The sequence below is a fragment of the Chitinophaga sp. RCC_12 genome, assembly GCF_041360695.1.
Taxonomy (GTDB): Bacteria; Bacteroidota; Bacteroidia; order Chitinophagales; family Chitinophagaceae; genus Chitinophaga.
Window position 1 is genome coordinate 244,376 of record NZ_JBFUPS010000004.1, and the last position, 12,925, is coordinate 257,300.

Sequence of the window (12,925 nt, forward strand, 5' to 3'; positions counted from 1 at the left end):
AAAATAAGGTTAGCGTTCTTCCATCCAGCTGAGAAAGCTATGCGATTTTTCTTTATTTACAAGCAGTTTTTCTGGTGTTTCAATCACCAGTTTCACATAAAGTTTACGGAGGAAATAGGGCTCCACCTCTTTGATGGCCTTGAAATTAATAAGGTACTGGCGGTTAAGGCGAAAAAACTGCAGGGAAGATACCGACTGTGTGATCTGGTCCAGTGATTGGCTGATGACATACTGCTGCTTATCAAAACACATAATCCAGGTGGCGTCATGGCGTATATAAAAGAACGCAATGTCTTCCACATTTATCGTTTTGTACTTTTGGTTTTGAAAGATAAGAAAGCTGGTCTTGCCGCTGGGTGGCGCCAGTTTTGAAAGCAGGTCACTGAGATCAGGAACTGCTTTCTGCTGGAAGAAATTTTTCAGTTCATCCACCTTCCGCAATGCGTCCTGTATATCCTGTTTGGAGAAAGGCTTCAGCACATAATCTATTCCATTATTTTTAAAAGCGTCAAGACTATATTCATCATAAGCTGTACAAAATATCACCGGGCAGGTGATTTTTACGGACTTAAATATTTCGAAGCAAAGACCGTCGGCCAGCTGGATATCCATGAAGATAAGGTCGGGCATGGGGCCCTCAGACAACGCGCTGACGGAACTTGCCACACTCTGATACTGGCCGGTAATTTTATCGCCGGGTTTTAATCCAAGTATAATATTCGCAAGTGATTTTGCTGTTTTAAGTTCGTCTTCAATGATGATAATGTTCATGAATAAGCGGAAGTTTGATTTGAAAAACTTTTTCATCGGCCACAATATCGATATGCTGGTTCAGCAGGTGCTGATATCTCAGGTCAATATTTTTTAATCCTACACCAAGAGAATTTTGTTCTCCCGTTTTCTGTTGTACCTGGTTCTCTACAATTATTTTGTCATCTTCCTCATAGATCCTGATACGCAGCGGCTTCTCCAGGGAAACGATATTGTGTTTGATGCAATTCTCAACCAGTAACTGCAACGTGAAGGGAGGAATCAGCGTTTTCAATATGCCAGGGGTCAGCGTGCTTTCAAAGGTAAAGCCATCCTCGAACCGCGCTTTCTGCAGAAAGAGATAGGCGTTGAGTATTTCCATTTCTTCACTCACATGGATCAGGTCAAGTTTGCGGCTTTCAAGCGTGAACCGGTAAAAGTTGGACAGCTTGATGATAAAGTCAACAGATTCCTGCTCTCCGCTTTCTACCATAGCCTTCAGGGTGTTCAGGCTGTTGAACAGGAAGTGGGGGTTGACCTGCTGCTTCAGTAGTTCATACTGCGCGCTGAGATTATCACTTTTAATACGTTCCAGTTCCATCGTCACATGCTGGTTTTCATAATTCTGCTGCAACAGGTGCAGGAACATATAAAATACCAGGTTGATCAGGATACCTCTTACTTCCACCATCAGCATCACCGGTCCAAAATTAATATGCGACAGGATCAACTGCTGTATACACGCAAGGCCCAGCATCACTACCAGACCAAATAACAGGCTGCTTATCAATTTTGAATACGAAATGCTCTGCTTCCGGGGAGCATCCGGCTGCCGGGAGAGCATGAAAATATTGAAGTACCACATCAGCACGGCGAATGTGGCTGTTATACCTGCATTAACAGCTGCTTCCGCTAAGTGAAAATGGTGCTCGGCAATTTGCGGCACGGACGACAACAGTCCGAGAACAATGGAGCTGACCCATATCGTTGCATGTGATATTTTAAGCCCTGTTTTTTCCATTTGTAAGAAATCAATCTAAATGCTAAATTAAAAATATTGATTTTTAACTTAGCATTTAGGAAAGTTAGTTGCCCTCTTTTATTCCTGCCCGTAAGCATCACGGGAAAACAGAGGGCCTTTGGGAAAATATATCGTTGATCCGGACGGCTGCATCTACTTTATCACCGGCGTTATTGACCAGCCAGTGGCCACGTTCCAGCTTATAAGTCAGTTTGTCCGCATCACCGGATACCATTTCCACGGTTTGAACTTCGCCATTGATATAACTGCCGTACCAGTATTTATTACCGGCCTGTTTGTAGGTTACCAGCCGGAATATTTCACCGGGGGTATGTGTTTTGTAACCGGCAAGCGCAGATTGCTGTGCGGCGGTATTGCCATACAGCACAGACATGGTTTGTTGTTGCCTGTTGGCAAACGATGTGATCACATGCAGGTTTCCTGCATCAAACATCTCCCGTGCAGGCTTAGGTGCGTTATTAACTAACGGAAGGTTGAATACATAATCATTCGCACTGGCTATTTTATGGCAATTGAAACAGGTGGTATTAAACATAGGCGTGCTGCCATAAGGCTTCAACGCTATTCCGTTGAATTTTGCGAAGCCCCAGCCCTCACTATCCGCGAAACGCTGGTTGTCTTTGGTCATAATCTGCACGCTGTTTAAAGAACCGGGGATAATATCACCGTTCTTTTCCTCTATGCTGTTCCACACCACTTTTACGATGGTACTGCCTTCCGGGAAAGGATTGATCCGGTTATCGCGGATGGCTTTTGCCGCAAGGGCATTGCCATACACTACCCGGATACTGTGGTTATCGAACCGGTTGGTGGTACTGATCACCTGCCATTCCCGGTAGCCGGGCGTATAGGCTACCCCGTTGGCGGCAACCGGGTTCCCTGTTGGTGGGAGGGATTGTTGCCGGAATTGTTGGAACTCCCGGGCGGCTTCACTGATAATGGTTGTATCGTGGTATTTTGAGGGGCTGATATCCGTTACATATTCCTTTAAAACAGTGATATCTTTTGCAGAAAGTTTGGATTGGGGATGTGTAGCGGTATAAGTGCTCAATGGCATTTTTCCTGTCAGCACCATATTCACCATTTCCCAGAGGCGCCCCTGCTGGTCGGCAGACGAGAGTGTATCCCAGGTGGAAAAATTAAACCGGGACCTTGCTTCCGTAACATCGGCAGCTACCAGCCATGAAACCGGCGCAATATGATCATACCAGCTAAGCTTAGTTTCATTGGAGTGGCAGTCGTAGCAGGCACGTTTAAGAATGCCCAGTACTTCCTCCGGCGCTTTAATAGGCGCCGTAACCGGGTGGTTTTGAACCGGCTGACCAATGAATTGCATGGCGGTTACCATTAAAATAAACAGGGCTATTACCAGGCCGGATCTGGTTTTCCAGAAAGATAACTTCATAAATTATTTTTTTGCTGAGATGTATTTCCAGTGTCAGGCATAGCTGTTCGCCTCGATGATCGCTTTGGCGAATGCTTCCGGCGCTTCCTGCGGAAGGTTATGGCCTGCTCCTTTGATGATGCGGTGCACGTGTTTGCCGGTAAACATGCGAGCGTACGCTGAGCCATCACCGGCGGGAACAACGCCGTCGGCATCACCATCCAGCGTAACCGATGGAACTGTAATAACCGGTGCTGCAGCCAGTTGCTTTTCAATGGCGTCATATTGTTCTTCACCGGGTTCTATGCCCAGCCGCCAGCGGTAGTTATGAATAACAATGGCAACATAGTCGGGGTTATTGAAAGAGGTGGCCGACAACTTATAAGTGGCATCATCAAAATCCCATTTCGGAGAAACATTTTTCCAGATCAGCTGGTTGAAGTCGTACCAATTGGCGGTATACCCCAGTTTTCCACGGTCGGTAGCAAAGTAATACTGGTACCACCATCCCCATTCTGCTTTAGGAGGCAAGGGCTGTTTGTTTTTTGCCAGGTTGTTAATGAGATAACCATTAACAGAAACCATTGCTTTGCAGCGTTCCGGCCATAGTGCCGCGATAATATTGGCGGTGCGCGCTCCCCAGTCGAACCCGCCGATGACGGCCTTTTGTATATGGAGTGCATCCATCAGCGAAATGATATCATTTGCTACGGCCGCCTGCTGCCCGTTCCTGAATGTGCCGGCAGAAAGGAACTGTGTGGTACCATGACCACGCAGATGAGGCACGATCACCCGGTAGCCTTCAGCAGCCAGTATGGCCGATACTTTTGCATAGCTGTGAATATCGTAAGGCCATCCGTGCAGGAGGATAACGGGCTGGCCGTTTGCCGGGCCGGCTTCAGCGTAGCCAACGTCCAGCAGCCCGGCCCTGACCTGTTTGACATCCTGAAAGGATGCAGGGGGCTGATTGGTTTTCCGGTCCTTTTGACCCGTAGTGGCCAATGCCTGCAGGGGTGAGAGTTTGGTTGCTGCGAAAGTTAAAGCAGCAGCGCTTAAAAAATGTCTGCGGTTAAATTTTTTTGTCGGTTCCATAATACGTTCCTGCAGATGCTTTTGTGCTCCCAGGCGAAACAAAGGTACCAGCCGGACCAGGTAACGGGAACCGGTTTCAGGGTGAGTTAGACAAAATGGGGGCTCATTTAGACATAGGGCTGGCCGGGGTTTATTGCTTTGCGTGCATCAGGCGATGCTATTTTGATTAATTAACTTGCCGGTCCCGGGAGTTTTAGGATGAAAGAAAAGGGTTCTGAAGACGGAAATCCAGAGTGTTGAACATAAGAGGGACAACGCGGTGATGGCGAGCCCGGTTTTATAAAGTTCGCTTCCGATCAGTTTCAGATTGAATGCTACGGAAAGGGCCAGTAGCCCGAACTCTCCTGTTTGTGAAAGCATGGCGCCACCGTAAAAGCTGCTCTTCCAGTTGTATTTCAACAAGCGGAATACGAGGGCCGACAAAACGCTGTTGCTGAAAAGGACAAACAGGGTACCGGTGAGGATCACCCTTGCATGATCCGTAAAAAAAGGCACATCGAACCGGAGGCCGATGGAAATAAAAAATAGTGCGACAAAGAAAATCTTAAATGGTTTCAGCGATTTTTCAAGCCAGTTGAACGCTTTTAATTGCCCGATCAGTATGCCTGCAATAAAACTGCCTAATGGGCTGCTTAACCCGGAAAGCGATGCCAATGCGCCAAAGCCGAGGCAAATGAGCAGTCCGGCGAAAACCTGCAGCTCATGATCCTGTTCCATATTCTTTATGAAGTAAGGATTTATCAGCCTGCGGTTGTTCCTGATCCGTCGTAAGATAAGCAGCAGGAATATGGTCAACAGCAGCGGGATGATCAGACGGGAGGTGTTGCTGTTGTGGTGGGCCGCCAATTGCAGTAATGTGAGCACCGGGGCAAGCAGGATGTCTTGCAGCAATAAGATATTAAGGATTGTTTTTCCGAAGAATGTATGGAGTTCTCCGTTTGTCCGCAGGTATTCACTGACAACTGCGGTGCTGTTGAAGATAAAGAGAATTGCCAGCAAGCCTGTATTGATCATAGGCCATTGAGCCATCATCCCGGTCATCAATGCGAAGAAGATGCTCAGGGTTATTTTCATGCCCTGGGCAATCATGGGCCGCATCAATAAGCTACGCTTGTCCGGGATATCTATTTCCATTCCCAGGAAAAACATCAGCAGTAAGATCCCGATTTCGCCGATCGCTTCAATTTCGTCGATCCGCGTAAACGTTTTACTGACGTAGGGACCGAGCAGTATCCCGGCAAAAATATAGGCGATTAAATAAGGTTGCTTTAATCTTCTTAGTAGCAGCAGTAGTGCCAGTATGGTCAGGCACATTTTAGATATGGACAACAGCAAATCATTCATATCAGGTAACCTTTATCACGCTGTTTACTCAATATTAAAATAACGGAATACCTCCTTAGTGATCAGGCGGCAGTTGTCAGTAAGTTCTGCGAGGGTGCAATACCGGACAACCAATACCTCGTGTGGCGTATCATCGAGGTTTACGAGGCTCATCCGCAGGAGTATGCTTTCAATGACGATGCTGCCATGCAGGGAGTCGAAGAGCGCCCGCGCCCTGCTGCGGTCTTCCCCGATATAGAACCGGCAGTATTCCGTGTAGCCGGCCTGTACCCTCATGTCGACGATAATACAATAGCCTTTTACCATATATTAACGGAGATTTTAATGAATGCTTAAAACGCTTTCCCTGCACCCGGCAAAGGGTATACCAGGCGGAATCTGCCGGAAATTTTTTCAGGAAAATGACATTTTTTCCATTCATCTTTCTCCTTCTATGCCCAGCTTTTGTAAAACATTACGGGTAATCCGGTCGCAGCGGGTTAAATGAAAATGATAGACATGATCTTTCATATAGGCGGTCAGATCTTTCCTGAGCATGGCCTTAGCCCTGTTCAGGCGTACCTTTACATTGTTTTCTTCAATGGCCAGTGTTTCGGAGGTTTCGCGGACAGACATTTCCTCGATTTCGCGCAGCATAAAAACCAGCCGGTATTTTTCCGGCAGGCGGGTAATGGCGTCTTCCAGTATCTGGTTCAATTCCTTATTCGCTAAATCTCTGGCCGGAGTTTTCATGTCTATGAATTTATCTGAAGATAACTGACTACTAAAAGGGAGGTTATTTTTACGTTTCAGTTCGTAACACTGGTTGAGCATAATCCGTGTAAGCCAGGTGCCAAATGAAGCGCGGTGTTGAAATTGTGACAGGTGACAATAAGCATTGAGATAAGTATTTTGCATGGCATCTTCAGTTGCGGAATCATTTTCCAGGATAGACATGCCGATCCGGTACAGCCGCTGGTTATACCGGTTGATAATTACACTGAACATCTTCTTTTCACCTGCCAGTATTCTTTCTATTGCTTCCTGGTCAGGAACCTGTGCGGCTATTGCTTCTTTTTGTATGGTCATGTTATTTAGATGAAGTAAGAGGAGAAAGGTTACAGAAAATTACTATTGATTTCCTGTAACCTTTTTGTCAATAGCCTCTCTAATTATTACACTAAACATATGTATCATGGCAACCATAAAACAGCTTCAAAGCACCTTACGCCTGACCTTTGGCATTGTGCCCATTGTAGCCGGGCTGGACAAATTCACTAACCTGCTTACCCACTGGGAAAACTACCTGGGCAGTAATGTAGATATGCTCCCGTTTGCCGCCGCCACCTTCATGAAAATCGTGGGTATTATTGAAATTGCCGCCGGGATACTTGTATTGGTGCGTCCCCTGGTCGGCGCGTACGTTGTAATGGCCTGGCTGATATGCATTGCATTGCAATTGCTTCTTGGCGGTCAGTACTTCGATGTGGCGGTCAGGGACCTGGTGATGGCAATCGGCGCCTATACGCTGGCTCAACTCACAAAAATGAAGGAAGCACATTCGTAACGGACCGGTTAACCAGCACGCCGCTGGTTAACCGGTTACAGTTTTCTGAAGTCCGACGGCCTCGCATGCAGGAATCCCCTGAATGTATCGCTGAAGGAATTGATGCTGCTGTAACCTACCGCAAAAGCTATTTCATTGATAGGCTTACTTGTTTTTAAGATCATTTCAATAGCTTTTATCATTCTTATTGTTTTAAGAAATTGCAAAAATGAAATTTTAAGGTTAGCCTGAAATAACCGGGAGAGGGAGCGTTCCCCGATATTAAATTGCTTACTGATACTGGTCAGTGTATGTCTTTTCCCGATATTTTTTTCCAGGTAATCAATGATATCCTGCATCTGTTCATTGTTGGTAGCAGGTAAAACTATAGGGAGCGATTTCCTGCTTTTTTCAGGAAGGATCTTTTTCAATGCTACCAGGAATTCAAAGTTGGGATCTGTGTTATCAACATGTTTCCCATCCCACCGCTCCGTGTAATTGATCATCTGGATCACTAATTCGCTGGCGGGGTAAATTCCCAGCCTGTTATAAAAAGGATCCCTGGTATCATCGTGGGAGTAAAAATAGAGCGACCGCAGTACAGTGGCCTTATAGCCGATCCGCAGTATGTGCGGCATTCCCTGCGGAATCCAGAAGTAGTGCCTGGCTGGAACTATGTAAGTAAGGCTTTCAACGGTAATATAGGCGATTCCTCCCTCCACATAACTTAATTGTCCCTTATTATGCCGGTGCAGAGGGATCAGTTTTTCCGATTTCTCGTGCATGACAAAAACGGAATTTTTCTTTTTCTCTATATCCGGTAATGAAGCAATTAAGCCCATAAGATTATTTGAAATGTAAAATAATAAGGTGAGAGAACAAAAGTAGCATTTGTCCGGAATCATGAAAATATTGACTAATACGGTGAAATTAACAATAGCTCAGTTTGTAGAGAAATAACCTTAAATTAGCGCTCTGACAGATCATATGAGCGCATCCATCACCACTTTACAGCAGTTATTATTTGACCTGGCCGGCGTGCTGCCGGCCGACACTGCGCCTTTATTTACCATGACGCGGCAGGTAAAGCTGGCGGCCAATGAAACGTATATCCATGAGGGTGATACCGAACGCCGTCTTGCTTTTATAGAACAGGGCATCATGCGGGCCCATATTATTAAGGATAATGGTGATGAAGCCACCTTGTTTCTCCGCTGGGAAAAGCAATTTATCGCTTCCCATGATACTATCATTCACCGGCAGCCTTCCCGTTTTATTTACCGTGCACTGGAGCCAACCACATTGCTGGAAATAGATTATGATGTGTTGGAAGAAGTACTGAAAACGCACCCGGAATATGAACCGCTGCGGAATTTCTTCCTGATGCGCATGTTGTCCGAGTCGTTAAAAATCATGGAATCTTTTGTCACGCTGTCGCCGGAAGAGCGGTACCGTAACCTGCTGACAGAACGTTTCGACCTGGTGAACCGCGTGCCTGATAAATATATTGCCTCCATGCTGGGCATCACACCCGTGTCGTTAAGCCGTATCCGCAAACGGATGCTTGATAAGGGGAAGTGATAAATTATCCTTTGTTAAGCAGCGAAATTATCTTTTGTTAACTACTTCTGCCACAGCGGTTCTCTAATTTTGAGAGATAAATTTCTCAAGGCCATGGAACCGATCATTGAAGCTACCGTTAAGATCTTTAGCATGTCTGCCCTCCGGTATTTTGTGTTGGCGGGTATTCCTTTTACATTATTCTACCTGCTGTTACCAGACAGGTTTAAACATTTCAAGATCCAGCAGAAGCTGGCATCAAAGAAAGATTTTCTCCGGGAGATCTGGTATTCCATGCAAAGCACGCTGGTGTTTACCGCCATTACGATTATACTGCTGTTTACGCCGGTGAGGCAGTATACCATGATCTATACCGATATACAGGCGTTCCCGGTGTGGTACATCGGCGTAAGCCTGGTGGGGAGTCTCGTTATACACGATACTTATTTTTACTGGATGCATCGCCTGCTGCATCATAAGCAGCTGTTTAAACGCACGCACCTGGTACATCACCAGAGTATCAATCCTTCTCCCTGGACTTCCTACAGTTTCCATTTCCTGGAAGCAGTATTGGAAGGCGGAGTGCTGGTGGTGATTACGAGCGTAATGCCTATGCATCCGGTTACAGTGTTGTTGTTTACCGTATCCGGGTTTATTATCAATGTGTATGGCCATCTCGGCTATGAACTAATGCCACGGGGATTCCGGCATACCTGGTTGTTTGAAGTGTTCAATACGTCTGTTCACCACAACCTGCATCACAAAAAGTTCAGGGGTAATTATGGGTTGTATTTCCGGGTGTGGGACAGGGCGATGGGAACTGAGCATCCCGACTATGTAAAGGAATATGATCAGCTGCAGGAGCGAAGGTTTGGGGAGAAGGCAGTATGGAGTAATTAAATAAATATTTTTAAAAGCGGATAGTTTACCATTCGCTTTTTTTTTAACCGGATTTTTTTTCACTGTAGAAATATCGCAGTGGAACCAGATAGTTTTGTCCCTACGCGAAATAACCATATAACCATATACCACGATTTTTGTAAGAACCTTTAACCCAGGGGAAGCAAACGCCCCTTTTTCTTAATTTCTAACTATTATTCTATGAAGCCCAAACACGCTCGCGTGGAGCAAAACTATGCGTATGAAAATCCGGAAAATTTTATGCTACAGGGAGAGCAATGGCGCTATGACCGCTCCGCCACTGTTATCTCTCTTTTCAATCAGCAGGCGGTACTTAACCCGGATCGCACTGCGGTTGTATTTGAATCAGCTGTAGTCAGCTACGGCGCCTTACACCGGCGATCTAATCAAATGGCGCATTACCTGCTGGAGCAGGGTGTGAAGCCAGGCGATATCATACCGGTGTGGATCGACAGGTCCATTGAATGGCTGGTAGCGGTAACAGGCATCTTAAAAACAGGTGCGGCCTATGTTCCCATTGATCCTTCCTATCCGCTTAAACGGGTACAGGTGATACTGGAAGACACCGGAACCAGCTGCGTGGTCACGACCAGTAAACATACATTGCCGGATGCCGGTAAGTATAACTATGTAATGCTGGATGCGCCGGGTAGTCTTGATGAATGGCCCGATACCCCGCCGGATGTACCGGTGACCGCAGATGACCGGGCATATATCATCTATACATCCGGTTCTACTGGAACGCCAAAGGGCGTGATGGTGGCGCACCGGTCTTTACAACACCTGGTAACCTGGCATCAGCAACGGTTTGAGGTAACTGCGAACGACCGGGTTACCCTGGTGGCGGGAATTGCTTTTGATATTTCTGTTTGGGAGATATGGACAGCACTTACTACCGGCGCCACGCTGGTGATAGCCGGCAACGAAGAAAGAACGGATGCAGCAGCGTTGTTGCAGTTCTATACCAGGCATGGCATCACGCATGCATTTGTTCCTACCGTGCTGGCGCCGGAAGTGGTAGCACTTAGCCGCTCTGCTCCCCATCTTCACCTGCGCTACCTGTTTACCGGCGGCGAAAAACTGAAGCCGGTACGCACACATGGCCTGGATTATCAACTGGTGGATTATTATGGTCCTACTGAATACAGCATTTTCGCTACCTGCCGGATTGTGCACGATGAAAACGGGGAATATGTACCGTCCATCGGGCAACCGGTTGCCAATACACAGGCATATATTTTAAACCAGCACCTGCAGCCCGTGCCTGCCGGCGGTATTGGGGAACTCTATCTCGGCGGGGAAGGACTGGCACTGGGATATTGGAACAGGCCTGCGCAAACTGCAGCATCATTTATCGACCATCCGTTTATACCTGGTGCGCGATTGTATAAAACCGGTGATCTCGTCTCCTTACTGCCTTCAGGTGAATTAACCTTTTCAGGGCGGGTCGATAACCAGGTGAAGATCCGCGGGTTCAGGATAGAACTGGGGGAGATAGAAAAAGCGCTGCTGCCAATCAATGGTATCAGAGACGTTGCTGTGATTGCCCGCGACGATGAAAAAGAGCATAAATATATTGTTGCCTTTTTAGTGAAAAACTGGGAAGCAGCAGCGCCGGAAATCGCTGCCATCAGGGCGGCGCTAAAAGAGGCGCTGCCAGGCTATATGATCCCTTCGCAATTTATTTTCCTGGATAAAATACCCGTAACTCCCAATGGGAAAACGGACCAGGAGAGGTTATCGCAGCTGGCCGCTGCTTATGAAGAAGAAGCAGTGTATGAACCGCCAGTAACAGATATGGAAATGACGGTTGCTGCTATCTGGGAAAGTGTATTGGGCCGGAAGGCCATCAACAACACGGATAACTTCTTTGATATCGGAGGCAACTCTGTTCGGGTGGCGCCGGTAGTTACTGCGCTGGGAAGAAAGTTATCTTTGAAAGTATATATGAGAGATGTATACCAGTTCCCGGTGCTGAAAGCCCTGGCCCAAACCCTGACGGCCCGGCAGGCACAGGCAGATACCATTGTAATGGAGGAAGACGTGGAACCCTATGTTGCATTACAGCAGGATGTGTACCTGAAACCTGGTACGGTGATCCGTAAGGATTTTGACAACAGCCGGCTGCAAAACCCGGGGGCAATATTACTCACCGGTGTTACCGGTTTTGTAGGCATTCACCTGCTGAAAGACCTGCTGCTGGCTTCCAATGCAAAGGTATACTGTCTTATCAGGGCCAGCAATGAATATTACGCGATGGAACGGATCAATGGATACCTGAACAATTATCACATCCACCTCGATGAATCGCTGCGCAAGCGTATTATACCGGTAACGGGCGATTTCTCCAAACCGGATATGGGATTAACGGAAACCGGGTTTAAAGAATTAGCTGATACCATTGATGTGATTTATCATTCGGGCAGTTCCGTCAATTTCATCGAGCCTTATTCTTATATGAAGTCGGCCAACGTGGAAGGGCTCAGGGAAATTATTGCCTTTGCCGCTGCCGGCAAAACAAAATGCCTGGTATTGCTGTCCACTATTTCTGTATATAGCTGGGGGCATGTGTTCACGCATAAAACCGTGATGAAGGAAACAGACGATATTGGCCAGAACCTGCTGGCGGTGAGTAAAGATATCGGCTATGTAAGAAGCAAGTGGGTGATGGAAGGCATTGCAGACCTTGCGGCTGCGCAGGGATTGCCGGTGATTACCTACCGGCTTGGCTATGCGATGTGCCACAGCGAAACCGGCGCCAGCGCACCTTATCAGTGGTGGGCCGGATTGGTAAAAAACTGTGTTGAGTTTAATGCGTATCCTGCATTAAAGGAGTTAAGGGAAGGACTGATTACGGTAGATTACATGACAAAGGCCATCGCTTATATTTCAAAAAAGGAGACAGCCCTGGGTCTAAAATTTAACCTGATTGCCAGCCCGGAAACGAACCTTACGTTGCAGCAGTTTTTTGACCTCTTGAATAAATACTATTCTTTTGATCTGCGTGGACTGCCATATAAAGAATGGAGAAAGATCTGGGAAGATGATCCTGCCAACAGGTTGTATGCACTCACCAGTTTGTTCAAAGACAATATGCACGAGGGGCTGTCGACCGTAGAGTTGTACCAGGATACCTACGTTTGGGATAACACCCATGTGGCTACTTTCCTGGAGGGGAGTGGTATAGCGGAACCTGTGTTTGATAAGGCGTTGCTGGACCGTTATCTGCGATACCTGGGCGTGTTACCGGGACGCTATTCAGAAAAGGCGATTTATCAGCAGTGATTTATAAAAGATGCCCGCCAGC

General features: G+C 46.9%; 12 protein-coding genes. 4 read left to right on the forward strand and 8 right to left on the reverse strand.

Annotated elements, in window-relative coordinates; genetic code table 11:
• Window positions 1–9: 9 nt before the first annotated feature.
• The 7 genes from AB6805_RS14215 to AB6805_RS14245 form a co-directional block, all read right to left on the reverse strand.
• Window positions 10–771: a LytR/AlgR family response regulator transcription factor gene (locus tag AB6805_RS14215; RefSeq protein WP_370910088.1), complete on the reverse strand. Its 762-nt coding sequence runs from the start codon at window positions 769–771 to the stop codon at window positions 10–12.
• Window positions 752–1,771 (reverse strand): sensor histidine kinase, encoded by a 1,020-nt coding sequence (locus AB6805_RS14220; protein ID WP_370910089.1) that lies wholly within the window; start codon window positions 1,769–1,771, stop codon window positions 752–754. The genes AB6805_RS14215 and AB6805_RS14220 overlap by 20 nt, the downstream gene beginning before the upstream one ends.
• A 97-nt stretch (window positions 1,772–1,868) precedes the next feature.
• Window positions 1,869–3,197 carry a heme-binding domain-containing protein gene (locus AB6805_RS14225; RefSeq protein ID WP_370910090.1) on the reverse strand — a complete coding sequence of 443 codons (1,329 nt, stop codon included), beginning with the start codon at window positions 3,195–3,197 and terminating at the stop codon, window positions 1,869–1,871.
• A 33-nt stretch (window positions 3,198–3,230) separates the two neighbouring features.
• The gene (locus AB6805_RS14230) at window positions 3,231–4,268 is read right to left on the reverse strand and encodes an alpha/beta fold hydrolase (protein WP_370910091.1); all 1,038 of its coding nucleotides are present in this window, start codon (window positions 4,266–4,268) and stop codon (window positions 3,231–3,233) included.
• 147 nt (window positions 4,269–4,415) lie between these two features.
• A complete protein-coding gene (locus AB6805_RS14235; protein WP_370910092.1) occupies window positions 4,416–5,612 on the reverse strand; it encodes a cation:proton antiporter in 1,197 nt (398 codons plus the stop codon).
• 24 nt (window positions 5,613–5,636) lie between these two features.
• Window positions 5,637–5,918, reverse strand: a complete 282-nt coding sequence (locus tag AB6805_RS14240) for a hypothetical protein (protein WP_370910093.1) — start codon at window positions 5,916–5,918, stop codon at window positions 5,637–5,639.
• Window positions 5,919–6,029: 111 nt separating this feature from the next.
• On the reverse strand, window positions 6,030–6,680 hold the full coding sequence (locus AB6805_RS14245; RefSeq protein WP_370910094.1) for a sigma-70 family RNA polymerase sigma factor: 651 nt from the start codon (window positions 6,678–6,680) through the stop codon (window positions 6,030–6,032).
• 106 nt (window positions 6,681–6,786) lie between these two features.
• Between AB6805_RS14245 and AB6805_RS14250 the strand changes: the two genes are divergently transcribed.
• Entirely contained in the window at window positions 6,787–7,158 is a 372-nt protein-coding gene (locus AB6805_RS14250; RefSeq protein ID WP_370910095.1) for a hypothetical protein, read from the forward strand.
• Between the two features lie 35 nt (window positions 7,159–7,193).
• Here AB6805_RS14250 and AB6805_RS14255 read toward each other — a convergent pair whose 3' ends face one another.
• Complete coding sequence (locus tag AB6805_RS14255) at window positions 7,194–7,922, reverse strand: helix-turn-helix transcriptional regulator (RefSeq protein WP_370910096.1); 729 nt, start codon at window positions 7,920–7,922, stop codon at window positions 7,194–7,196.
• A gap of 202 nt (window positions 7,923–8,124) precedes the next feature.
• Between AB6805_RS14255 and AB6805_RS14260 the strand changes: the two genes are divergently transcribed.
• The 3 genes from AB6805_RS14260 to AB6805_RS14270 all read left to right on the forward strand — a co-directional run bounded on the left by AB6805_RS14260 (window position 8,125) and on the right by AB6805_RS14270 (window position 12,903).
• The gene (locus AB6805_RS14260) at window positions 8,125–8,718 is read left to right on the forward strand and encodes a Crp/Fnr family transcriptional regulator (protein ID WP_370910097.1); all 594 of its coding nucleotides are present in this window, start codon (window positions 8,125–8,127) and stop codon (window positions 8,716–8,718) included.
• A gap of 93 nt (window positions 8,719–8,811) precedes the next feature.
• Window positions 8,812–9,597, forward strand: a complete 786-nt coding sequence (locus AB6805_RS14265; RefSeq protein WP_370910098.1) for a sterol desaturase family protein — start codon at window positions 8,812–8,814, stop codon at window positions 9,595–9,597.
• A 201-nt stretch (window positions 9,598–9,798) separates the two neighbouring features.
• Window positions 9,799–12,903: an amino acid adenylation domain-containing protein gene (locus AB6805_RS14270; RefSeq protein WP_370910099.1), complete on the forward strand. Its 3,105-nt coding sequence runs from the start codon at window positions 9,799–9,801 to the stop codon at window positions 12,901–12,903.
• The last annotated feature ends 22 nt before the right edge of the window (window positions 12,904–12,925 follow it).

Coding starts and splice junctions, on each gene's coding strand:
- AB6805_RS14215 (WP_370910088.1), bottom strand. CDS start 771: ATGAACATTATCATCATTGAAGACGAACTTAAAACAGCAAAATCACTT.
- AB6805_RS14220 (WP_370910089.1), bottom strand. CDS start 1,771: ATGGAAAAAACAGGGCTTAAAATATCACATGCAACGATATGGGTCAGC.
- AB6805_RS14225 (WP_370910090.1), bottom strand. CDS start 3,197: ATGAAGTTATCTTTCTGGAAAACCAGATCCGGCCTGGTAATAGCCCTG.
- AB6805_RS14230 (WP_370910091.1), bottom strand. CDS start 4,268: ATGGAACCGACAAAAAAATTTAACCGCAGACATTTTTTAAGCGCTGCT.
- AB6805_RS14235 (WP_370910092.1), bottom strand. CDS start 5,612: ATGAATGATTTGCTGTTGTCCATATCTAAAATGTGCCTGACCATACTG.
- AB6805_RS14240 (WP_370910093.1), bottom strand. CDS start 5,918: ATGGTAAAAGGCTATTGTATTATCGTCGACATGAGGGTACAGGCCGGC.
- AB6805_RS14245 (WP_370910094.1), bottom strand. CDS start 6,680: ATGACCATACAAAAAGAAGCAATAGCCGCACAGGTTCCTGACCAGGAA.
- AB6805_RS14250 (WP_370910095.1), top strand. CDS start 6,787: ATGGCAACCATAAAACAGCTTCAAAGCACCTTACGCCTGACCTTTGGC.
- AB6805_RS14255 (WP_370910096.1), bottom strand. CDS start 7,922: ATGCACGAGAAATCGGAAAAACTGATCCCTCTGCACCGGCATAATAAG.
- AB6805_RS14260 (WP_370910097.1), top strand. CDS start 8,125: ATGAGCGCATCCATCACCACTTTACAGCAGTTATTATTTGACCTGGCC.
- AB6805_RS14265 (WP_370910098.1), top strand. CDS start 8,812: ATGGAACCGATCATTGAAGCTACCGTTAAGATCTTTAGCATGTCTGCC.
- AB6805_RS14270 (WP_370910099.1), top strand. CDS start 9,799: ATGAAGCCCAAACACGCTCGCGTGGAGCAAAACTATGCGTATGAAAAT.